The organism is Enterococcus malodoratus ATCC 43197 (assembly GCF_000407185.1).
In the GTDB taxonomy this organism is placed as follows: Bacteria; Bacillota; Bacilli; order Lactobacillales; family Enterococcaceae; genus Enterococcus_A; species Enterococcus_A malodoratus.
In genome coordinates this window covers 507,401-529,949 of the sequence record NZ_KE136481.1, presented here as the reverse complement: position 1 = coordinate 529,949, position 22,549 = coordinate 507,401, and the positions used below count along the sequence as shown (strand labels likewise).

The window sequence follows — 22,549 nt, the reverse complement described above, 5'->3', positions numbered from 1 at the left end:
ATCTATGAATGTCTACACGCGCTATGGAGACCAAGGTTTCACCAGATTAGTTGGCGGTGAAAGAGTTAAAAAGAATGTTCCCCGTGTACAAGCGTATGGATCGATTGATACGCTCAATGCTCAGGTAGGATTCACCGTCGCTTCATTAGGTCAAGAATCCGCCTTATATACTGAACTAGTTCAAGTTCAACAATGGATCTTTGACTGTGGCAGTGATTTTGCCACACCAGAAGAGAAACGGCCCTATAAGGTTGAACCGCAAATGATTGAATGGTTAGAAGAAAAAATTGATTTCTATTGGGAGGAATCACCAAAAATTGATCGTTTTGTTTTACCTGGAGGAACAATTATTGCAGCAAGTTTACATCTTTGCCGCTGTTTTACTCGTGAGGCAGAACGAAATGCAATAGATTTAGTAGAACAGCAAGAAGCTGTTAATGAAGAGGCACTGAAATTTTTGAATCGTTTATCAGACTACTTTTTTGCTTTGGCTCGCTGGGTCAACGGGCAAGCTGAACAACCAGAAATATTATATGAAAACAGTGTCTCCGTTTTTAATAGGAAGAAATGATCTAGAAAAAGAGCTGTTCAAGTGAAAGAAGGAAGAAAATGAAAAAGCTGAAAGTTGGAACACGCGGCAGTAAACTCGCTACGACACAAACAAGACAAGCTTTAGATGTCTTTCAAAGTTATTTTCCTGACGTAGAGGTTGAACTCGTAAAAATTAAAACCAAGGGAGATCATTTAGCTACGCACAATCTGCAATCAATTGGGGGACAAGGCTGTTTTGTAAGAGAATTAGAGTATCAGCTTCGTGCGGGGAACATTGATTTTGCGATACACAGCTTGAAGGATATTCCAACTGATATTCATGATGAGTTGACACTCGCTTGTGTGATGAAGCGGCATTCACCAACAGATGCATTGTTGATTAAAGAGGCTGGTGTCAGATTAGAAACATTGCCAAAAAATGCTGTCGTTGGTACTAGCAGTCTTCGAAGAAAGGCGCAACTTTTACATGTTCGACCGGATTTCGATATTCAGCCGATCAGAGGAAATATTGATACCAGAATTCGTAAGATGAATGAAGGTCAATATGACGCGATCGTTTTGGCCTTGGCTGGTTTGGAACGTTTAGGGTTGGATCAAACGGTTTACCATCAAGAACTCCCACCGCAAGTTATGTTACCCGCGATAGGGCAAGGTGCTTTGGCCTTGGAGTGTCGAAAAGATAATACCGAAGTGCTTAGCATGATTAAAAAAATGGAACATGCACCAACGGAAATTGCAGTAACTGCTGAACGTGCTTTTCTAGGTAGTTTGGATGGTAGTTGTACTTTTCCGGTGGGAGCATATTGTCAGTCGAAGGGAAACACATTTGAGCTTACAGGGATGATCGGTAGTGAAAACGGGCAAATTATTTTGAAAGAAACGATGAAAGGAAATGACCCTATAGTTTTAGGAAAAACTGTCGCTGCAAAAATGGTTAAACAAGGTGCAATTACGCTGATTGAGGAGTGCAAGAACGATCAAAAAGAAACTTTTATATACTAGAGAGGCAACGATGCCGAATGATATTTATCAAAGTTTCATAGAAAATGATGTTGAAATTATTACTATTCCATTAAATCGGACAGTCTTTCAACCCTATCAAAGCTTAGAACAGGAATATGACTGGATTTTTTTTACTAGTGTTAATGCTGTGAAGTACTTTGATTTTGCCCAGTTAAACAATCAGGCAAGTATATTGGCTATAGGCAATCAAACAGCGTTGACTCTACGAGATTTGGGATTAAATGTAGATTTTCAACCAAAAGAAGGCTTTTCTGAAGGATTAGTAAGGGAATGGTCAAGTTTTGTAAATCATAAGCAGCGTGTTTTCTGGCCGCATTCACATCAAGCTCGTCGTGTGATATACAACGCTTTGACTCGTCAAGGACACACTGTGTTGGAGCAAGTGATTTATAGAAATGAATTCTATCAAGAAGATCAAGAAAAATTGAGAAAACTAATACTCAATGCTCCCATAGATTATGTGCTTTTTGCTAGTCCCTCATCTTGGGAATCTTTTTTTCAAACAGTTGAGAAGTTCCAACAACTTCCTGCTGACTTTTGGTCACGGTTGAAAATCGCGGCTATTGGGCCAGTTACTGCAAGGGCAATCCAAAAGACCCAAAGTGTAGTAATTCAGCCGGAAGTCTATGACATGCCCCATCTCTATGAATGTTTATTACAAGAAATCAAACGGGAGGAATAGTACGCTGTGAATTTAACAAAAAGATATCGTGATCTCTCAATTTTATCTGGTTTCAGTGATAAAGATTTGGTGATTGCTTGTGACTCTAGTGCGGGCATCGGTGAAAAGGAGTTAGACGCTGTTCAAGTCAATCCAGCAGTGACAGCGGCTTTCTGTTTGCGTGTCCCATTAATGGAATTACTTTGTTATGGAGCAGAACCGATTGCTGTTGTTGATCTAATCGGCAATGAACATGATCCAACTGGAAAAAACATGTTGAAAGGGATAAGAGAAGAATTAATCAAAGCCGAACTGTCTCATCTTTCTCTCAATGGTAGTACAGAAGAGAATATGCCCACCAAGACGAGCAGTATCGGAATCACGGTTATTGCTGAGACCAAAGTAAAAGAATGCTTCAAAATGCAAGAAGCGTGCAGCTTGCTGAAGTTGGGAACGCCATATGTTGGCGAAAAAGTTATAAAAAACCAACAAAAAATTTTTTCTTATCCACTCGTGAGATCTTTAAGAAAAGAGTCAGGAGTTTTAGATATGCTGCCTGTTGGCTCGAAAGGAATTCGTTATGAGACACAATTAATGACGGAAGGGTCGAATTTCTATGCAGATTTTTTTTCAGAGGAGGAACTTGATTGTTCGGGAGGACCGGCAACGGTTATTTTGGTGGCAGTGAACTTAAAGGAGGAATCAAGAATTTTGACTCAGTATTCGGAGTTGAAAAAAATAGGAGAATTCAAAAAGAGGTGATAGGTTTTGGGAGAAATAATTTTAATAACTGGCGGGGCGCGCAGTGGCAAATCATCTTTTGCGGAAAGTTTACTTAATACGGAAGAAAAAATTAGTTATATCGCAACAAATTGCAGTGCTCAAGACGATGAAATGAAAAAACGTGTGTCGCTGCATCAAGAAAGACGTTCTAAAAATTGGCAAACGAAGGAAATATTCTTAGGTGTAGCTGATTTGATTGAACAATCACAACTATCAATACATTTACTGGATTGTGCTACAATGCTGACCACAAATTATTTTTTTCATTTGATGAAAAAAAAGTTTGGTGAAGATTTTAAAGTGATCGACGAGAAAATTGCAGGACTTTCTGAAAATGAAAAACAAGTAATTGAAGCAGAAATATTGAACGAATGGCAATCAATCCTCACTGCGGTAAAAAATAATTCTCGTCAGCTAGTTATTGTAACCAATGAGGTTGGTTTGGGGATTGTTCCTGAAAATGATTTCTCTCGCTGGTTTAGGGATGTTTTAGGACGTGTCAACCAAATGATAGGAAAGGAAGCGGATGCTGCATTTCTAGTGGTAGCAGGTATCCCAATGAAGATAAAATGATCGATAGTATAATTCTTTATTTTCAATTTTTTACTCGAATACCGATACCTGTAGAAATTGACGAACCAGAAAAAAAGATGCGTTCTGGCGTTCGCTTTTTTTCGTTGTTTGGATTAATGATTGGGTTTATCGAGGCCGTTGTATATTGGCCGCTACAGCATTTGTTTGGGCCTAGTATTGCATGGATCTTTATTTTGCTGTTTGATGTGATGTTAACAGGCGGGTTTCATCTGGATGCGCTATCCGATATGGCGGATGGGCTTTTTTCGTCACGCAAAAAGGAACGAATGTTAGAGATCATGAAAGATAGCAGAGTAGGCAGTAATGGGGTATTAGCAATTGTCTTCTATTATGTATTTCTAATTTTCAGTTTTTCTGCATTGCTTTCACATATTAATAATACGTCTCAAGCAATTATTGTTTTGCTATTGAATCTTGTTGGAAAAAACGGAATCAGTTTATTGTTTTATCAAATGCAATATGCTGGCAGCAACACTAAAGGGTTAGGAACAGCCTTTCTAAATGTGAAGAGTCAAGATATAGGTTTTTGTCAGCTTGTTTCTTTCTTTGTTCTGCTACTTTTTTTGAGAGATGTCGGAATCGTTTGCTTTATTGTTAACGTAGTGATCGTCTTTCTTTATCGAAAATTAGTCATTAGCAAAGTAGAGGGATTTAATGGAGATACTTTAGGTGCGTGTTCTCCTATTTCCCAAGTCGTGTTTCTATTAACTCTAGTTATTATGCGAGGTTCTCTATGAAAATATATTTGATTCGACACGGGGAAACTGAATTTAATCGGCGCCATTTATTTTATGGCACAACTGATGTGTCATTAAATGAGACAGGGATCCAACAAGCTTATTTACTGAGAGAAAAATTTAAAAAATTAGCACTTCAGGCACCTGTCTATACTAGCGAGCTAAAAAGAGCGATTGAAACTGCTGAATATATTTTTCCAACTCAAACAAGCATTTCATTAGAAGAATTAAATGAAAAGAACTTTGGTTTGTGGGAAGGATTGAGTGCAGATCAAATTAATGAAAAATTTCCGGAAGAATGGGAATGGTGGTTAGAATCCCCTTTTGAGATCACGCCAACGAATGCTGAAAAATATACAGATTTTCAAAATCGTATTTGGAGTTGTTTTAAAAAATTACTCAGAAAAAATCAGGATTTTGTAATTGTAGGACACCTAGGTGTGCTGCGAGTCATTCTGAAAAGCTGTTTTCCTGAGTTTGACTTTTGGAACATAATTGTAGAACAAGGAAACTATACGATGATGGAGGCTGAAAAAGACGTTTTTAAAATTATCGCATGGAATAAGTAAGTGGGGCCATTTAGTGTGAAGGCTCTTTTTTTGGTTAGTGAAAGTGAATAGTCCGAAGTTAATAAGAGTGATGAACCACTCTTATTTTTTTGTTTAGTCAGTTAGCCTAGTTCTGTGATTGTTGAAAACTGTGTTAGAATACCTTTTGTTACTACTAGGTAGAAGAAAGAGGAGTAAAATGAAACAATCAACTTCAGCTTATGTTCATATTCCTTTCTGTGAACACATTTGCTATTACTGTGATTTTAATAAGGTTTTCCTTGAAGGACAACCTGTGGATGAATACATAGAAGCGCTTTTGAAGGAAGCGCGTTTGTCTTTAATTAAGAATCCTGTCAAAAACATGGAGACTCTTTATGTCGGGGGCGGAACTCCGACATCGTTAAATGCGTCACAGCTGGATCGTTTGTTGAGCGGACTGCGAGAAATACTTCCATATAATGAGGGAGAATTTACAGTCGAAGCTAATCCTGGAGATCTTTCAGGTGAAAAATTAGATGTCATGAAAAACTATGGTGTTAACCGTCTATCGATGGGGGTTCAAACCTTCGATGATCGTTTGTTGAAGAAAATCGGGCGTAAGCACACAGCAAAAGATGTGTATGATACGGTTCGTCTACTGGAAGAAAAAGATTTTAGTAATGTAACTATTGACTTGATTTATGCATTACCTGGTCAAAGTTTAGAAAGTTTTCGTGATACAGTTGAACGTGCACTGGCCTTAGATTTACCTCATTATGCATTGTATTCGCTGATTTTGGAAAATCAAACAATGTTCATGAACTGGGTTCGTCGCGGAAAAATGCAACTGCCAGAGCAAGAATTGGAAGCACAAATGTACGCTGAAACGATAGAAGCAATGGAAAAAGCAGGGCGGATGCAATATGAGATCAGTAATTTTGCCAAACCTGGATTTGAAAGTCAGCACAATCTTGTTTACTGGAACAATCAGAATTATTTTGGACTCGGAGCAGGAGCCAGTGGCTATCTCGAAAATCGACGTTACAAAAATCGCGGGCCAATTCAACATTATATGAGGGCATTAACCGACAATCAGTTACCGATACTTGAAGAAGAACGTTTATCTCAAAAAGAGCAGATCGAAGAGGAAATGTTTCTTGGCTTAAGAAAAATTTCAGGTGTTGATAAAACTGTTTTCGAATCTCGTTTCGATCAAAAGTTAACCGATGTTTATGGTGATGTGATTGAGAAATTAAAGCAACAGAAGTTGATAGCTGAAACGGATTCGAGGGTTCGTTTGACTAAGACAGGTTTGTTTCGAGGAAATGATGTTTTTGAAAAATTTTTACTTGATAAGGAAAATTAGCACTCTCTAACGGAGAGTGCTAATTTTTTGCATTTATCCCTTGACATCTATAGGAGATGTGGTATATTAATAATCGAGTTAGCACTTAAAAAGAAAGAGTGCTAACTAAAGGATGAGAAGAATGTTAACAGAACGACAAAAACTGATTCTCAGCTTGATCATCCAAGACTTTACTAACACGGGGCAACCGGTTGGGTCAAAAAGTTTAATGGAAGAAGGCGTAAAAGCAAGTTCCGCAACTATCCGTAATGATATGAAAGCTTTAGAAGAATTAGGCTTATTAGAGAAGACTCATTCTTCATCTGGTCGAATTCCTTCGGCTTTAGGCTATCGCTATTACGTGGATTATCTACTAACGCCATCAAAGGTGAGTAATCAAGAAGTAGCACAGATTCGCAGATCGTTGAAAAATGATATTCATGAAATTGATGATATCATCCAGCAGTCGGCAAAAATGCTTTCACAAGTTACTAGCTATACGGCGTTTTCGCTTGGTCCTGAAATGAAAGATCGGACGCTGACAGGATTTCGAATTGTTCCATTGAATGATCGGCAGATTTTGGCCATTATTGTCACTGATAAGGGAAATGTTGAGAGCCAAGTTTTTCGCATACCCGAAAATGTTGACAGTCAAGACTTGGAGAAAATGGTTCGAATCATCAATGATCGCTTAGTAGGGCAGCCCTTGGTGAGTGTTTATCAAAAATTAAGAACCGAGATTCCGATGATCTTACATCGCTATTTTCAGACGACCGAAGGAATCAGTCATTTGTTTGATGTTATTTTGAATGATGCCTTTGAGGATAAAGTGTTTGTAAGCGGACGGATGAACATTTTGAATTTCAACCCGGATCAAGACTTTAATCATGTGAAGTCAATGTACTCATTGATGCAAAATTCCGATGAGCTGACGCAATTATTGCTGCCAGCTGATAATAATATCCACGTTCGAATTGGAACAGAGATGGGTAATGACCTATTTGATCACTTGAGTATGATTCAGGCAAATTACGAAATTCGTGGGCATGGTCGAGGAACAATCGCATTGTTGGGTCCGACCTCAATGCCATATTCGAAAATCTTTGGGTTATTGGAAGTCTTTCGATATGAGTTAACCAGTGCATTGGATGATTATTATCGTTCATTGGACTTATATCACTAGAAACGATTCCTAAAAAGAAAGGAAGTACGCGTAGTGGCAGAAGAAAAGAAAAACGAAGTCGAAGAAGAATTAGAAGAAACGACGGACAATGCAACAGAAGAAATTGATATTCCGGAAGTTTCTGAAGTTGAGGAACTGACAAGCAAGTTCAATGAAATGGAAGACAAGTTTTTGCGAGCTCGCGCTGAGATTGCAAATATGTCCAACCGTAATAAAAATGAACGTGAACAGTTGGTTCGCTATCGTTCGCAAGATCTTGGTAAGAAATTATTACCAGCGATCGATAACTTAGAGAGAGCCTTAGCAACTGAAGTTAATGATGATCAAGGAACCAGCCTGAAAAAAGGTGTAGAGATGGTACTTGAAAGTCTGACTGTTGCTTTAAAAGAAGAAGGTATTACAGAGATCAAAGCCGAAGGTGAAGCCTTTGACCCAAATCTGCATCAAGCAGTGCAAACTGTAGCCGCAGAGGACGATGTAAAACCTGAAACGGTCGTTAATGTGTTGCAAAAAGGTTATCAACTACATGATCGTGTACTACGCCCAGCAATGGTGATCGTGGCTCAATAATAAGTAAACTATTAAACTAACTATACATGGAAAAGGAGATTTTCAACTATGAGTAAAATTATTGGTATTGACTTAGGTACAACAAATTCAGCAGTCGCTGTTTTAGAAGGCGGAGAAGCTAAAATCATCACGAATCCAGAAGGAAATCGTACAACGCCATCTGTTGTTTCATTTAAAAATGGCGAGATTCAAGTTGGTGAAGTAGCAAAACGTCAAGCGGTAACTAACCCTAATACAATTTCATCAATCAAACGTCACATGGGTGAAGCTGGATTTAAAGTTGAAGCAGATGGAAAAACGTATACACCACAAGAAATTTCTGCAATGGTATTACAATACATCAAAGGTTTTGCAGAAGACTACTTAGGTGAAAAAGTTGAAAAAGCTGTTATTACAGTTCCTGCTTATTTCAATGATTCACAACGTCAAGCAACTAAAGATGCTGGTAAAATTGCTGGACTAGAAGTAGAACGTATCGTTAACGAACCAACTGCTGCAGCATTAGCTTACGGTTTAGATAAAACAGACAAAGACGAAAAAATCTTAGTATTTGACCTTGGTGGTGGTACTTTTGACGTATCTATCCTTGAATTAGGTGATGGAGTATTCGACGTATTATCTACTGCGGGTGATAACAGTCTAGGTGGAGATGACTTTGATAACAAAATCATCGATTACTTAGTTGCCGATTTCAAACAAGCAAACGGTATTGACTTGTCTAAAGATAAAATGGCTATGCAACGTTTGAAAGATGCTGCTGAAAAAGCGAAAAAAGACTTATCTGGTGTTAGTTCAACTCAAATCAGCTTACCATTTATTACTGCTGGTGATGCTGGTCCATTGCATTTAGAAACAACATTATCTCGTGCGAAATTCGACGAAATCACTTCTGACTTAGTAGAGCGTACAAAAGCACCTGTTCGCCAAGCGCTAAAAGACGCTGGCTTGTCTCAATCAGAAGTTGACGAAGTAATCCTAGTTGGTGGTTCTACACGTATTCCAGCAGTTGTTGAAGCTGTACGTAAAGAAACTGGGAAAGAACCAAACAAATCAGTTAACCCGGATGAAGTAGTAGCTATGGGTGCTGCAATCCAAGGTGGCGTTATCACTGGTGATGTGAAGGATGTCGTATTATTAGACGTTACTCCATTATCATTGGGTATCGAAACAATGGGTGGCGTGTTCACCAAATTAATCGATCGCAACACTACGATCCCAACAAGTAAATCACAAGTATTCTCAACTGCTGCTGACAATCAACCTGCTGTAGACATCCATGTCTTGCAAGGTGAACGTCCAATGGCTGCTGATAACAAAACATTAGGCCGTTTCCAATTAACAGATATTCCAGCTGCACCGCGTGGAATTCCTCAAATCGAAGTATCATTCGATATTGATAAAAATGGTATCGTAAATGTTTCTGCGAAAGATTTGGGAACACAAAAAGAACAAAAAATTACGATCAAATCTTCATCAGGTTTATCAGACGACGAAATCGAACGTATGGTAAAAGATGCTGAAGCAAATGCGGATGCAGATAAAGCTCGTAAAGAAGAAGTTGATCTTCGTAACGACGTTGATGCTTTGCTATTCTCTGTTGACAAAACATTGAAAGAGTTAGAAGGCAAGGTAGATGCTGACGAAGTTAAAAAAGCTGAAGATGCTCGCGATGAATTGAAGGCTGCTGTTGAAGCAAACGACGTTGAACAAATGAAAGAAAAACGTGATGCACTGAACGAAATCGTTCAAAACTTAACAGTTAAACTTTACGAACAAGCAGCACAACAACAATCAGAGGCTGATCCAAATGCGGCTCAAGGCGGCGCGGATGATGTCGTAGATGCTGATTTTGAAGAAGTTAACGATGACGATAAATAATTGATTCGTTGGTAAAGGCCAAAGTCATCACTTTGGCCTTTTTTCTTTCAAGATTGGTCAAACCTTTAGAAAAATACTAAGAAAAGTATCGTATCGATTTTGATTGTGATACAATACTAACGATTCTATGAAATTATGGAGGGAAGCCAATGGCTACAAAACGGGATTATTACGAAGTCCTTGGGGTGCAAAAAGGTGCTTCGGATGATGAAATAAAAAAGGCATACCGCAAGCTTTCCAAACAATACCATCCAGATATTAATAAAGAAGCTGACGCTGAGGAAAAATTCAAAGAAATTTCTGAGGCTTATGAAATCTTAAGTGATCCGCAAAAACGTGCTGCTTATGACCAATATGGTCATGCAGGAACTGATCCGAACTTTGGTGCTGGCGGAGCAGGCGGCTTCGGAGGTGCTGGTGGATTTGGCGGCGGAGCAGGCGGTTTTGGATTTGAAGATATATTCGAGTCCTTCTTCGGCGGTGGTGGTTCGCGTCAAGCGGATCCGAAAGCTCCAAGACAGGGTGCAGATCTACAATACTCAATCAATTTGGAGTTTGAAGAAGCTATTTTTGGTGTGGAAAAAGACATTAAATACAATCGTGAAGAAACTTGCCACACGTGTAACGGAAATGGTGCAAAACCTGGAACACAACCAGAAGTATGTCATAAATGTCACGGCTCCGGATCAATCAATGTGGAACACCAAACACCACTTGGCCGTGTTATGAGTCGTCAAACTTGTGATGTTTGTCATGGTACCGGTAAAGAAATTAAAGATCCATGTCCAACTTGTCACGGTTCAGGTCACGAAAAACGTCCACACACAGTGAAGGTTAAAGTACCTGCTGGGGTTGAGGATGGTCAACAAATGCGTTTGGCTGATCAAGGAGAAGCTGGGGTTAATAGCGGACCTTACGGCGATTTATATGTTGTCTTTAAAGTAAAGCAAAGCGATATATTTGATCGTGATGGTGCAGAGATTTATTACACCTTGCCGTTAAGCTTTGTGCAAGCCGCATTAGGTGATGAAATAAACGTACCGACTGTTCATGGTGATGTAAAATTAAAAGTGCCAGCTGGAACGCAAACAGGTGCTAAATTTAGACTTCGCGGTAAAGGGGCACCAAGACTACGTGGAAATACCAATGGTGATCAACAAGTAACCGTGAAGATTATTACGCCAAAGAACTTAAACGAAAAGCAGCGTGAAGCTTTGTATGCTTTCGCTGAGGCTGGCGGGCAAACTGTTACTGAACAAAAAGAAGAAGGCTTCTTTGGAAAAATGAAAGATGCTTTTGGCGGCAAAAAATAAAATTTGAGGTTCAATCAATTCTCTATTGATTGAGCCTCTTTTTTCTTTTACTATTATTAAGAAGAGAATAAGTGTTGAAGGAGGTTCGTATGGATAAACTAGATAAGTTGTTTGACCGAATGACTAGAGACATGATGCATTATTTTATTGCTGGAGGACTCGCCGAACCGGATGGACTTATTCGCACAGTTGAATTTTTTTTAAGTTTTGTCGATAAAGGAAAGCTTAGTAATAAATTATTGGATGAAAAAATTGTAAGAGATGCATTGATTCATCACATGCCGAAGCATATGCCGCTGTTTATTGACGAAAGTTTTTATGCCTATCAAATTTTATTAGACCTCTATAGTGCGCTTTATCATGAGGGAATCATTACAGAAAAAGATTGCAAAAATATGCAATATTTTATCTATCTTAACAAAACGACCTTTCTGACACGTATGAGCAGTCCAAATTTTTGGTCAAAAACAAAATTAGGAATTATGGACGAATGGCGTGAAGGGAATTTTGAAGTTGAAGACTCCTATACGGACGGTCATCATGATTATGAACTTGAGGAAGTTCCCCAAAAAAGCAACCTTAATAATATTTTGAAGTTTCCTAAGAAAAAACATACGGAGAATCAGGAGAAGAGCTATTTAATACGTGTTGATCTAAAAGGATATAAACCGCCAATTTGGCGTAGGCTCCAAATCCCAGCTGACATTACGTATGGACGTTTGCATCGCATTTTACAGGTTGCTTTTGATTGGGAGGATAGTCATCTGCATAGTTTCTTTGTCGATCGTACAAAAATGATCGGGCCGAGCGAATTAGAGATGTCACGATTTTCTGAAGAAGAACAGGTGATTGACGAGGACTTTCGTGAAGGCGTCAAAATCGAATATATTTATGATTTCGGGTGTGACTGGGATCATCGGATCTTAGTCGAAAAAATTATCATTAATGAGGAAATGCACGATGACCATGCGATTTGCGTCAAGGCAAAGGGAGATACACCAATGGAAGATTCACGTGGTAATGAGCTTTGGAAGCCATTTGATTTGGCAACAATAAATAAAAAATTAGAACGAGAGTAATTTCAAGTTAATTCAAAACAGTATTCTTTGTTTATTAAAGTCTAGGACACCTTGTCCTAGACTTTTTATGTTTTAGTAATTTTTCTTGACCTTTAGTGAAAGTGCCGTTCTATGATTTTTTTTAGTCGTATTCGAGGAATCACCAAGTTTTATCCAACTAGCAGATTGATTGGATATGGCTAGTGAATTAAATAAATTTTCTTGGTTTAATTGATGACCAACAATACGAGCCATTCTACGTAGTTCATGTCGGCACTCGTGATCTTGTGAGATTCCTAATCTGAGCAATAGAGCCTGGCATTCGGATAATTCATCATCAGATAAGTTTTCGATCAAAGATGTATCAATCATGATTCCATCTGTTTTTGTAATTACTGATTGTAAAGATTTAGCCTCAAGATTGATTAAACATGCTTTTCTTTGGGTACAAACAGTTAGTTGAGCGCTCAAAGTAGTCGGTATTTGAATCAATGAAAGGCCACCAAGATAAGTTGCTGAAATATAGCCACTTAACTGGCAGAGTGCGTCATCCCCTAGACCAATGACACCATCAGATGAGGAGAACTTTTGCCTTGTCAGAAATTCATAGACAAAACTCGCAGTGTTAGTGGTATATAGTGATTCATTTAATAGTAAAGTTTGTACGTCAAATCCAAAAATAGTCAAGTATTGAAGTATCTTTGTTCCGTACGTGTTGAAATTATTCTGATCACTAATTAAGACTACTTTTCGTTTTGTCCATAAAGAAGTTGCGTAACTACCGATTGCGGCAAGACCATCTGGTTTAATCATAATTTTAGGTACAGTGTTCATAGATATTCCTCCAATTTTTTTTATTGCCGCATAATCGCCAAAGAAAAAAGCTCATCATAGATTCGAAAATCTACAATGAGCTTTAATAATACAAACATAAAGCCACAATAGATTTTCATCTACGTGGCGAAAAGTCAGCGTGAAAAGCCTTAGCCATCATAGATACAAACTTGAACGTCTGTATCCACGAAGCATGAATACAAACCTATCTAAAATAGCTAAAGTAAAAATTATTCAGTTGTAAAGAGATTAATTGAGTCATAATAAGCGCTCCAAACTGATTTCATTTATATTGTTGTTAATACTAGACGGATACCTTGGGCTTGTCAAGACAAAAAAGCAACTTCGAAAACGAAGCTGCTAATCTCTAAAGATAAAACGTTTAAAGCCACGGTATTTTTTATCACCTTGAATCGGCGCATTATCGGTAATCAATAGTGCAATCATAACGTAGCCGATCCAACTATCACGAGAATACAAAACATATTCTGGAAGCCACTCATTCGCATATTTATCCTTATACTCTTTCAACCCGCCAAACGAGTAGAAACGAGAACCAAAGTTGTAAACCAAATAAGCGACTCGTTCTTGAGTAAAACTTTTTCGAGATGTTCCAACATTGGCTAAAGGGGCCATTCCCAAATCAAAATATTCGATGCCCATTTCATCGCGCATATATTGGAAAAGATTGATAAAAAGAAAATCCATGGTTCCATTAGGTGCTTTTTCAGGACTGTGACGCATTAAATCGATTGTGCCAATTTCGTTTGTATAGGTTGGCATAAAATTCGCGAAGGCAACAATTTCACCATCGCTGTCTTTTATCACAGCGATAGGTGCTCGTTGTAAGTAATCCTCCGAAAAGAAACCGAGCGAGAAGCCCTTCTCTTTGCGGCTGCCTAGCCACTCATCAGAAATTGTTTTCAATGACTTCATAGTTTCAACCGAGAAAGGTGGTTTGAGAACTTCAAATTGATAGCCTTCTTTAAGTACCTTATTGAAGCTGGCGCGCTGACCCTTCATTTTCTTTCCGCTCAAGGTAAAATCACGAAGGTGTACATGGGCCCGTTCACCGAACTTGATAAAGTCATAGCCAAACTCGTGGAGGATCATGACCATTTCTTCACTATTTTCGTAAAAGACAGGTAAGTAATTATAGCGATCCACCTCATTGATTAGAGCCTCTGTTGCCGCTTCAAAGTCGCTTGATTTCCCAGAAGGGTCACCCATTACTAAAATTTTATTATTAAAGGTAGCCAATTGGAAAAACACCGTATCTTCTTCACCGTCATTATAATAGAAAACTTTTTTATCCTTTAAAAATACTAGCTGGCTGTCCGGATTACCGCCATAAGTTTCTAAAATATGTTGAACTCGCTCTTCATCGAGTGTCTCGCCTACCTGAATGCGTTTGTTCTTCAAAAAGCGAATTAATAGCAAGATTATGAAAGAGACAATCAAGATTGCGACAAAGCCAACAATCCAAATTTGTTCACTTGGGAATAGGAAAAATTCCGGTAAATGATGACGATGATGAGTTTTCGGACTGTTGTACACACCAATAATAATATACAGAATAGTCAAACCGCCCATAATAATTCCATCAATCGTTACCCATTCGGCAGAGTAGACAAGTTGCTCCCTAAATAACTCATTCTTCGAAAAAATAACAAATAGTAACAAGAGTGCGAGGAAGATCCCGGTTGAAATACGAAAACCTGCAAGTAAGGAATACAGGAAAGTAAACGTCACAATAATAATCGTTGGGATATAAGTTCGTTTGACACGCGCAGAAATTGCACGACCAGAAACAATCAATAAGAAACCCAGCAGGATGGCTGGAAAGACAACGATTACCCTAGAATGAATCGGATTTAGACGCTGTAAGAATGGCAAGCGAATAAATGCCTCAGGTATAGTTGCAGATAAAACGAGCATTATCCCTGTAAAATAGAGTAGAAAGCTTTCGAGTTTGTGCGCTAATTCTTTAGACAAACTGACTGGAATTCCTTTGTAGCGTGTATTGATTGTCGTACCAAGGTTTTTGAAAAAAAGAATTAAACCGATGGCAAAAGGAATAAAATAGTAAAAAAGTCGGAATAATAAAAGCCATGCTACTACGGTCTCGCGAGGAGTCCCAAGGGCAGATAATCCAAAAATCATCATCAGGTCGAAACTTCCAAGTTCGCCTGGGATCATTGACACGATTCCGATGACTGTTGCTGCGATAAATAACGGTACAACATCACGAATGCTGACGTTGACACCCATTAAAAGTCCAGTAGAAATGAAACTGATCAACACACCTGTCCATTCAAGAAAAGAGGTAGCGATCAATTCAAGTCTGTGAGAGCTCTTCAAATCGCCAAGATATTCACCTTTACCGAAAAGGCTCAGACAGAAGATGATTGGAAAATAGAGTCCGCCGCCAATCAGCCAAATCCAGTATTGACGTAAATAGGCATTATGATCGTCAAACATTACCAGAAAAAAAGAAAGCAAAGCGTAAATAGACAATCCTGACATAGTGAAAACAAGGATTTTTGATAAAGCCTGTACAACTTTTTTCCCAGAAGTTTGCTTTCCGTAAAACTCTGAACGCAATCCCGCACTTACGAATCCGCCAAATCCAGCAATGTTATTTAAAGTATTGACTAACCAGCTGGTTTCAAAGATATATAATTTCTTGGGCTTTTGTTCCAAAATGCTGTTTAATGTGAAATCGTAACCGATCATAGGTATCACAGAAATCAGCCCAATCAGCCCCATTAATAAAATATTCCAAATACTGATCTCGCTAAAAATAGTTGAAAGTTGGCTGAAAGAAATCTTTTTCGCGATATTAGATAATTCAAATAATACAATGATGATAACTGAAATCAAAAAAATCATTTTAAGCTTGCTTAGATGTGCTTTGAACCATTCAATTAACTTTTCCACCAAATTACTCCTCCTCGATTAGAAATTGTAAGACTTCCTGATTGAAGCGCTTTGGGTTTCTTCGTGCGAACATGTGACCTTGCCCTGAAACAATCGCAAAACTTGCATTAGGAATTGATCGTGCGATATACATGGAATGTTGAGTTTTAATCGAATCATGTTTCCCTACGATGACCAACGTTGGTGCTTGAATCTGACTCAAATCTTCTGCGGTCAAACCGATATCTCGGAAAAGCAAGCGTAAAATTGGAAGAAAGTTCCTCATTCCTGTATCGACGAAAGCTCCCACCCGGACAATCGCGTATTGTACATAGCTTAACAAATGCGGAATTGTGCGAACACCGCTGGGTACAGTATTGCCGGCATTCAAAATTAAGTGATCTACTTTCTTGGGATAAAGACGTGCAAAAACCATCGCTAAGTTGGCCCCGTCACTGAAACCTAAAAGATCCGCATGATCAAGTTTTTCTTGATCCATAATCGTAGCGAGATCGTTGGCCATTAATTGGAAGCTCGTCTCTTTTTGCGTATTGGTTGAACGGCCATGACCACGGCTGTCAACGACATAAACGTTGAAATGTTTGCTGAAACTATTTAATTGTTTTGAAAAATATCGACCGCTGCCGCCGTTACCATGAAGCAAAAAGAGCGCTGGTCCTTGACCGTATTTTTCATAATAGATTTCTGAGCCATCGCTCATTTGAGCAATTTTTTTTTCATTTTTCACAACATCACCTACCAGTCATAAGTATACCGATTTTTTTAAATCTTGCACATTAATTTAATTCCCAGACAAAATGAAAACTTTAGAATGATTAATTAAATATAAAGCTATCATTTTTTGCTTTTAAAAGTTCAACCGATTCTTGTAGTATGAATAAAGAAAAAAGAAGATAGTTGGGCAGATTTTTATGTTGAAATTAATTGGAAATTTTTTGAAAATAATTATTGCTTTTGCAATTATTTCCGTCCTGATAATCGGCGGAATTTTTACAGTTCGAACCTACAAGAATACAAACACGGTAAACAGTTACCGCAGTGATGTGCAAACCTTGGCAGATCAGGCAGGAATTGGCAACTATACTGATGTTATTTTAGGGATTATGTACACGGAATCAAAAGGGAAGGGAACGGACCTAATGCAAAGTTCCGAAAGTGTTTACGGCAGTCGCGGGAAAATTGCCAGCCAACAGGAAAGTATCGAGAATGGCGTTAAACATTTTGCGGAAAGTTACAAGCAGGCAAAAGCTGCTGGTTGCGATCTTAATACCGCGATTCAGGCGTATAATTTTGGGACTAAATATATTCAGTACGTACAAGAACGCGGGGGTAAAAATAGTGTTGAGTTAGCGGAAGAGTACTCAAGGGATGTTTTATCACCAGGGTATGGAAACGATCAGCAACACACATATCGGTATATGCAGATGCAGTCAGTGTTATACAATGGCGGTTATTTGTATCAAAACGGTGGTAACATGTTTTATGCCGAAATCGTCCAAATGAACAAGCGATTCATTGACTTATTTCAAAGGTTTCAAAATAGTTAAAATAATGAGCGGAAAGCTTGTAATAATAAAGAAATATGCTAAAATGATAGTCGTATAAGTTTGTCTAAAAAAATCGCGCTGTTCGAAAGATGAATTGGGGCGATTTTTTACGGCTGTTATCATATTTTTGGGAATTGGGGTGAGGTTTTTGGTGCAAAGAATTCCCCAACAGGTTATTGATGAGGTTCGTGAAAAAACAAATATTGTCGAAGTTATTGGTCAGTATGTTCAACTTAAGAAATCCGGCAAGAATTATTTGGGGCTTTGTCCATTTCACGAAGAAAAGACTCCGTCATTTTCAGTTGCTGAGGACAAGCAGATATTTCATTGTTTTGGATGTGGCAAAGGCGGCAATGTTTATACTTTTTTACAAGAATTAGAAGGGATTAGTTTTCCCGAAGCAGTAAAAAAGGTTGCCGACATGGAACAAATTCCTTTAGATATTGAGATTTCTAGCGAACCGATCAATCAAACATCAACAGGACAGCAGCAATTGATCGCTTTACATGAACGGACTCGGGATTTGTATCATCACTTATTGATGAATACGAAAGCCGGGGAGGATGCTTTGACTTATCTTCACGAACGTGGATTAAGCGACGAACTGATCAGCGAATTTAAGATCGGTTTTGCGCCAAGTCAACGTGATTTTTTAGTTCAAGTCGCCCAACAGGATAAAGTAAATGCTGATTTGATGGAACGAAGTGGATTGTTTATTCGGCGCGATGATGGAAGCTTTAGTGATCGTTTTTATCAGCGAGTGATGTTCCCTTTGAATGATTTTCGGGGAAAGCCGATTGGTTTTTCCGGGAGGATGCTAAAAACAGAAGAATTTCCTGGGAATGATCAACCAAAATATTTAAACTCGCCTGAAACTGAATTGTTTAACAAACGACAAGTATTGTTCAACTTCGACAAAGCGCGAAACGAAATACGCAAGCAAGGCGAAGCGGTTTTATTTGAAGGCTTTATGGATGTATTAGCTGCCTGGCAGGCGGACATCAAAATCGGCTTAGCCTCAATGGGTACCAGCTTGACTGAGCAGCAAATAGCTGCGATAGAGCGAATTACTGGTCAAGTAGTAATAGCTTACGATGGTGATGACCCGGGGCAAGCGGCTACAGATCGTGCACTGGCTATTCTAGATGCGCATAGTCGATTAACTCTCGCAACGGTTACTGTACCAGAAAAGCTTGATCCAGATGAGTATTTGCGAAAATATGGTGTAGCTGAGTTACAAAATTTATTGAAACATGGTCGACAGACACCCTTTGCATTTAAGATGCAGTATCACAAGAAGGGGTTAAATCTTGATAATGAGTCTGATCGATTAAAATATCTTGAGTTCGTAATGCAAGATTTGGCGAAGGTCCAGTCTCCGGTTGAACAAGATTTGTATTTGGGACAGTTGGCAGTCGAATTTCATTTGACACGAGAAAGTTTAAAGCAACAGCTGCAAATGGTTCGCCAAACGTTACGTACGGAACGTCGTCAACAACAGACAGTCGCTTCTCCTGCACCGGTTCAGCCAGTAAGAAAAGTGTTAACAAAAGAAGAAAAGGCTGAGCAAATGTTATTGTATCGTTGCATGAATGAAAGTTCGATTCGTGAACAATTGGTTCAAACGGATTTTCAATTTATCCACGATCAGTATCAAGAATTGCTTCTTTACTTAGATAGTTATATGATGGTTCATGGAAATTTTATTTTAGCAGATTTTTTGAACTATCTAAAAGAAGATGAGATGAGGCAACTAGTCATCAATATCTCGATGATATCCATGTCAGAAGATAGTAACGAACGAGAAATCTATGATTTGATGCGGGTTATTTCCCAATCTGGCATTGCTGAAGAAATCAAACAACGACAAAAAGAGCAGCTTGAGGCCAGAAAAAACGGGAACCAGCAACGTGAATTAGAGTTGACTGTTCAAATTATCGAATTGACGAAACGCTTGAAACAAGCCTAGAAGTGAAAGGGGCATTTATTTTATGGCAGATGTAAAAAACAAAAAAGAGTACGAAAAAGCTTTAGCGGCCTTGATTAAGGAAAAGAAACCTATGGGACAGGTGGTTTACGATGAGTTAACAAATCGATTAGCCACGCCATTCGAATTAGGCGCAGAAGCAATGGATCAATTGATCCAAAAAGTCGAAGATGCTGGTGTCAGTGTCGTTGATGAAAATGGTGAACCTTCTAAGGCTAGTTTAAAACAAAATGAAAAAACTGCGAAAGCCGCGCAAAAAGAAGATTTATCGGCCCCAACTGGTGTCAAAATCAACGACCCAGTTCGTATGTATTTGAAGGAAATCGGACGCGTTTCGCTGTTGACCGCTGAAGAAGAAGTTGAATTGGCATTGTTGATCGAACAAGGAGATCAAGAGGCAAAGCAACGTCTAGCGGAAGCAAACCTACGTTTAGTTGTAAGTATTGCCAAACGTTACGTTGGTCGTGGTATGCAATTTCTTGATTTAATTCAAGAAGGAAATATGGGCTTGATGAAAGCTGTTGAGAAGTTTGATTACCGTAAAGGATTCAAATTCTCAACTTATGCAACTTGGTGGATTCGTCAGGCAATCACGAGAGCGATTGCTGACCAAGCGAGAACAATTCGTATCCCTGTGCATATGGTCGAGACCATTAATAAGTTAATTCGTGTGCAACGTCAATTATTACAAGATTTAGGTCGGGAACCAACACCAGAGGAAATCGGTGCTGAAATGGACTTGCCAACTGAAAAAGTTCGTGAGATTCTGAAAATTGCTCAAGAACCGGTATCTTTGGAAACGCCAATCGGCGAAGAAGATGATTCACATTTAGGCGATTTTATTGAGGATCAAGAAGCAACAAGTCCTGCTGAACATGCGGCTTCTGAAATGTTGAAAGAGCAATTGGAAGATGTTTTAGATACATTGACTGATCGTGAGGAAAATGTTTTACGTCTGCGCTTTGGTTTGGACGATGGCAGAACTCGAACGTTAGAAGAGGTTGGACGTGTGTTCGGGGTTACTCGTGAACGTATTCGTCAAATTGAGGCGAAAGCACTACGGAAATTACGTCACCCATCTCGTTCAAAACAATTGAAAGACTTTTTGGAATAAATATTTCGAACTCCTCGGGAACTTCTCGAGGAGTTTTTTTGTAGGATTATTGGAGTAAAATCGCGCTAATACGCATTCTTCAAAATGCGAATGGAATTTATTATTTTTGATTAATTCATTCGAAAATTGCTTGGAACATCCCTAAACATATGATAGATTAAAACATATGATTAAAAAAAGGAGCCGATTTCATTGCAAAAATGCCCTAACTGTGGTTTTGAACCAGTCGAAGGATGCACGACTTGTCCGAAGTGTGGCTTTTCATTACAGTTAAATGATTCAGAAAATTCCAATGACATTAATGATAAAAATGATACGATAGAATGGTCCGAACTTGCCGATATGCCAATTGAATCTGTGCAAAAAATGTTTAAGGATAACGAGGATAAGATGAAAGAAGAAAATTCAAAAGAATTAAAAGAAGAGACTCCCGAAATGAATCCTATTTTGGCAGAATACATTCGTGAGCACAAAGATGAGCAAGGAAAACCGGAAAAGGAAGATGCCGAGAAAACGCTTGAAGCAGAGTCAACTCAGCTAGATGAATCTGCATTATCAGAAGAAACCCCAGATACGGAAATCAAAGAACCACTTTCTGACATCATTGAAAGTAAAAATGAGGACAATGATGAAATAGAGACAACTGATGAAAAAAATTCGAAGTTACCAGAGGTGTCTACGGACAAAGAAGTTGATCTTCTTGAAGATGAGGGTCCTGCAGTAACAGAGACTGAAAAACAAGAAGCAAATGCGGAGAAGGTAAAAGAGGAATTTGATGATGGGAATTTACCTCCAGAGCAACCTGGCTCTTCTGAAGAAAAATCTAAAAAAAGCCGAAAGAGACTCTATATTACTTTAGCTGCTATCGCAGTTTTGGGTGCAAGTGGAGGATATTATTATCACCACGAAAAAGAAGTTGAAGCCCAACGCATTGCAACTGTTAAAAAGGAAAATAAGGCGCTTGATTCAATCGAAGAAAGTTTAGCGAGTTATTATACTGATGATAAGCAAGTGTTTCTTGCTGCAGATAAGGTTAATCTTAATGCTGGTAAAATTGATGAAGAACTATCCCGCTACAAAGATAGTAAGCGCTATGCAGAATTAAAGAAGGGGTACGATGAGTTAACGGATAAACAAAAGGCCGAACAGTCCGTTAATCAATTGTTTACAGCTGCTGCAATCAGCGGAAATAAACTGGCGGATAAACCATTATTGAAAGCTGCTTCTCCTGTTGATCTATCTATTAATACAGGGGATAAAGATTTTGATAACTTAATGAATCAAGCAATTAATAACGCAAAAGATCAATATACTAAAATTGAGGCTGCAAAAAAAGCCGCTGACGGTCTATTGAAAGACGGAAATGTTATCGATTCAGTCAATAGAGACCAATATAATGTTGCAAATGACGCTGTTAAGGCAGTCACTAATCAAGAATTGATCCAACCTCAAAAAGAAGAATTAGCGAAGGTCGAACAGACCTTAAAAGATAAAGAGAAAAAGGCGGCTGATGAAAAAGCGGCGGCAGAAAAGGCAGCACAGGAAAAGGCCGAACAAGAAAAAGCTGATCAAGAAGCACAAAACAGGAAAACAACTAATAGCACTAACCAAGTTGGAGATACTAGCAGCGATGCCTATGCCTGGGCGCCTGGAGTTAAAGAAAAGGTTATACAAACTTGTATCTCGCGAGGCTACATAGTGGAAGGCGGGTATAGTCTTGAGCCGGTAAAAGTTGAAAATGGGGAAGGTTTTTATAATCTTTATGCCACTTCCAACCAGGCATCATTAACGAAAGGTTATTCAAATTCCGATCTGCCTATGTATTTAGTCACAATCAACTGTAAAACAGGTTGGTTTAAGGGCGATGGTCCCAATTAATTAATATGAACATTAAGGCTGG

20 protein-coding genes are annotated in these 22,549 nt (G+C 38.7%); 17 read left to right on the top strand and 3 right to left on the bottom strand.

Going from position 1 to position 22,549, the window contains the following annotated elements; translation table 11 throughout:
- Nucleotides 1-4 precede the first annotated feature (4 nt).
- The 13 genes from I585_RS02530 to I585_RS02470 all read left to right on the top strand — a co-directional run bounded on the left by I585_RS02530 (nt 5) and on the right by I585_RS02470 (nt 12,248).
- Nucleotides 5-571: a cob(I)yrinic acid a,c-diamide adenosyltransferase gene (locus I585_RS02530; RefSeq protein WP_010739462.1), complete on the top strand. Its 567-nt coding sequence runs from the start codon at nt 5-7 to the stop codon at nt 569-571.
- A gap of 38 nt (nt 572-609) precedes the next feature.
- Nucleotides 610-1,554: a hydroxymethylbilane synthase gene (gene hemC / locus I585_RS02525; RefSeq protein ID WP_010739461.1), complete on the top strand. Its 945-nt coding sequence runs from the start codon at nt 610-612 to the stop codon at nt 1,552-1,554.
- Nucleotides 1,555-1,564: 10 nt separating this feature from the next.
- On the top strand, nt 1,565-2,257 hold the full coding sequence (locus tag I585_RS02520; RefSeq protein ID WP_010739460.1) for a uroporphyrinogen-III synthase: 693 nt from the start codon (nt 1,565-1,567) through the stop codon (nt 2,255-2,257).
- Nucleotides 2,258-2,263: 6 nt separating this feature from the next.
- Nucleotides 2,264-2,998: a hypothetical protein gene (locus I585_RS02515; protein WP_010739459.1), complete on the top strand. Its 735-nt coding sequence runs from the start codon at nt 2,264-2,266 to the stop codon at nt 2,996-2,998.
- Between the two features lie 6 nt (nt 2,999-3,004).
- Complete coding sequence (gene cobU, locus I585_RS02510; protein WP_010739458.1) at nt 3,005-3,592, top strand: bifunctional adenosylcobinamide kinase/adenosylcobinamide-phosphate guanylyltransferase; 588 nt, start codon at nt 3,005-3,007, stop codon at nt 3,590-3,592.
- Complete coding sequence (cobS, locus tag I585_RS02505) at nt 3,589-4,350, top strand: adenosylcobinamide-GDP ribazoletransferase (protein ID WP_010739457.1); 762 nt, start codon at nt 3,589-3,591, stop codon at nt 4,348-4,350. The genes cobU and cobS overlap by 4 nt, the downstream gene beginning before the upstream one ends.
- The gene (locus tag I585_RS02500) at nt 4,347-4,919 is read left to right on the top strand and encodes a histidine phosphatase family protein (RefSeq protein WP_010739456.1); all 573 of its coding nucleotides are present in this window, start codon (nt 4,347-4,349) and stop codon (nt 4,917-4,919) included. Before cobS ends, I585_RS02500 begins: the two co-directional genes overlap by 4 nt.
- A gap of 178 nt (nt 4,920-5,097) precedes the next feature.
- On the top strand, nt 5,098-6,246 hold the full coding sequence (gene hemW, locus I585_RS02495; protein WP_010739455.1) for a radical SAM family heme chaperone HemW: 1,149 nt from the start codon (nt 5,098-5,100) through the stop codon (nt 6,244-6,246).
- Nucleotides 6,247-6,367: 121 nt separating this feature from the next.
- A complete protein-coding gene (gene hrcA, locus I585_RS02490; protein ID WP_010739454.1) occupies nt 6,368-7,408 on the top strand; it encodes a heat-inducible transcriptional repressor HrcA in 1,041 nt (346 codons plus the stop codon).
- 33 nt (nt 7,409-7,441) lie between these two features.
- Nucleotides 7,442-7,978 (top strand): nucleotide exchange factor GrpE, encoded by a 537-nt coding sequence (gene grpE / locus I585_RS02485; RefSeq protein WP_010739453.1) that lies wholly within the window; start codon nt 7,442-7,444, stop codon nt 7,976-7,978.
- Between the two features lie 48 nt (nt 7,979-8,026).
- On the top strand, nt 8,027-9,856 hold the full coding sequence (gene dnaK / locus I585_RS02480; RefSeq protein WP_010739452.1) for a molecular chaperone DnaK: 1,830 nt from the start codon (nt 8,027-8,029) through the stop codon (nt 9,854-9,856).
- A gap of 149 nt (nt 9,857-10,005) precedes the next feature.
- Nucleotides 10,006-11,169, top strand: a complete 1,164-nt coding sequence (gene dnaJ / locus I585_RS02475) for a molecular chaperone DnaJ (protein ID WP_010739451.1) — start codon at nt 10,006-10,008, stop codon at nt 11,167-11,169.
- Nucleotides 11,170-11,258: 89 nt separating this feature from the next.
- Nucleotides 11,259-12,248 carry a plasmid pRiA4b ORF-3 family protein gene (locus I585_RS02470; RefSeq protein ID WP_010739450.1) on the top strand — a complete coding sequence of 330 codons (990 nt, stop codon included), beginning with the start codon at nt 11,259-11,261 and terminating at the stop codon, nt 12,246-12,248.
- A 72-nt stretch (nt 12,249-12,320) separates the two neighbouring features.
- Here the strand turns inward: I585_RS02470 and I585_RS02465 are convergent, their stop codons facing one another.
- The 3 genes from I585_RS02465 to I585_RS02455 all read right to left on the bottom strand — a co-directional run bounded on the left by I585_RS02465 (nt 12,321) and on the right by I585_RS02455 (nt 16,728).
- Nucleotides 12,321-13,061, bottom strand: coding sequence for a hypothetical protein (locus I585_RS02465; RefSeq protein WP_010739449.1), 741 nt, complete (start codon nt 13,059-13,061; stop codon nt 12,321-12,323).
- A 360-nt stretch (nt 13,062-13,421) separates the two neighbouring features.
- A complete protein-coding gene (gene mprF / locus I585_RS02460; protein WP_010739448.1) occupies nt 13,422-16,001 on the bottom strand; it encodes a bifunctional lysylphosphatidylglycerol flippase/synthetase MprF in 2,580 nt (859 codons plus the stop codon).
- Between the two features lie 4 nt (nt 16,002-16,005).
- Entirely contained in the window at nt 16,006-16,728 is a 723-nt protein-coding gene (locus I585_RS02455) for an alpha/beta fold hydrolase (protein ID WP_010739447.1), read from the bottom strand.
- Between the two features lie 184 nt (nt 16,729-16,912).
- On the opposite strand from I585_RS02455, the gene I585_RS02450 reads away from it, so the two are divergent.
- The 4 genes from I585_RS02450 to I585_RS02435 all read left to right on the top strand — a co-directional run bounded on the left by I585_RS02450 (nt 16,913) and on the right by I585_RS02435 (nt 22,527).
- Nucleotides 16,913-17,548, top strand: a complete 636-nt coding sequence (locus tag I585_RS02450; RefSeq protein WP_010739446.1) for a lysozyme family protein — start codon at nt 16,913-16,915, stop codon at nt 17,546-17,548.
- Nucleotides 17,549-17,696: 148 nt separating this feature from the next.
- Nucleotides 17,697-19,517: a DNA primase gene (gene dnaG / locus I585_RS02445; RefSeq protein ID WP_034708274.1), complete on the top strand. Its 1,821-nt coding sequence runs from the start codon at nt 17,697-17,699 to the stop codon at nt 19,515-19,517.
- 22 nt (nt 19,518-19,539) lie between these two features.
- Entirely contained in the window at nt 19,540-20,649 is a 1,110-nt protein-coding gene (gene rpoD / locus I585_RS02440) for an RNA polymerase sigma factor RpoD (protein WP_010739444.1), read from the top strand.
- Nucleotides 20,650-20,841: 192 nt separating this feature from the next.
- A complete protein-coding gene (locus I585_RS02435) occupies nt 20,842-22,527 on the top strand; it encodes a cell division site-positioning protein MapZ family protein (RefSeq protein ID WP_010739443.1) in 1,686 nt (561 codons plus the stop codon).
- Nucleotides 22,528-22,549 lie beyond the last annotated feature (22 nt).

Coding starts and splice junctions, on each gene's coding strand:
- dnaK (WP_010739452.1), top strand. CDS start 8,027: ATGAGTAAAATTATTGGTATTGACTTAGGTACAACAAATTCAGCAGTC.
- hemW (WP_010739455.1), top strand. CDS start 5,098: ATGAAACAATCAACTTCAGCTTATGTTCATATTCCTTTCTGTGAACAC.
- I585_RS02500 (WP_010739456.1), top strand. CDS start 4,347: ATGAAAATATATTTGATTCGACACGGGGAAACTGAATTTAATCGGCGC.
- hemC (WP_010739461.1), top strand. CDS start 610: ATGAAAAAGCTGAAAGTTGGAACACGCGGCAGTAAACTCGCTACGACA.
- I585_RS02530 (WP_010739462.1), top strand. CDS start 5: ATGAATGTCTACACGCGCTATGGAGACCAAGGTTTCACCAGATTAGTT.
- I585_RS02520 (WP_010739460.1), top strand. CDS start 1,565: ATGCCGAATGATATTTATCAAAGTTTCATAGAAAATGATGTTGAAATT.
- dnaJ (WP_010739451.1), top strand. CDS start 10,006: ATGGCTACAAAACGGGATTATTACGAAGTCCTTGGGGTGCAAAAAGGT.
- I585_RS02465 (WP_010739449.1), bottom strand. CDS start 13,061: ATGAACACTGTACCTAAAATTATGATTAAACCAGATGGTCTTGCCGCA.
- cobS (WP_010739457.1), top strand. CDS start 3,589: ATGATCGATAGTATAATTCTTTATTTTCAATTTTTTACTCGAATACCG.
- rpoD (WP_010739444.1), top strand. CDS start 19,540: ATGGCAGATGTAAAAAACAAAAAAGAGTACGAAAAAGCTTTAGCGGCC.
- I585_RS02470 (WP_010739450.1), top strand. CDS start 11,259: ATGGATAAACTAGATAAGTTGTTTGACCGAATGACTAGAGACATGATG.
- hrcA (WP_010739454.1), top strand. CDS start 6,368: ATGTTAACAGAACGACAAAAACTGATTCTCAGCTTGATCATCCAAGAC.
- I585_RS02450 (WP_010739446.1), top strand. CDS start 16,913: ATGTTGAAATTAATTGGAAATTTTTTGAAAATAATTATTGCTTTTGCA.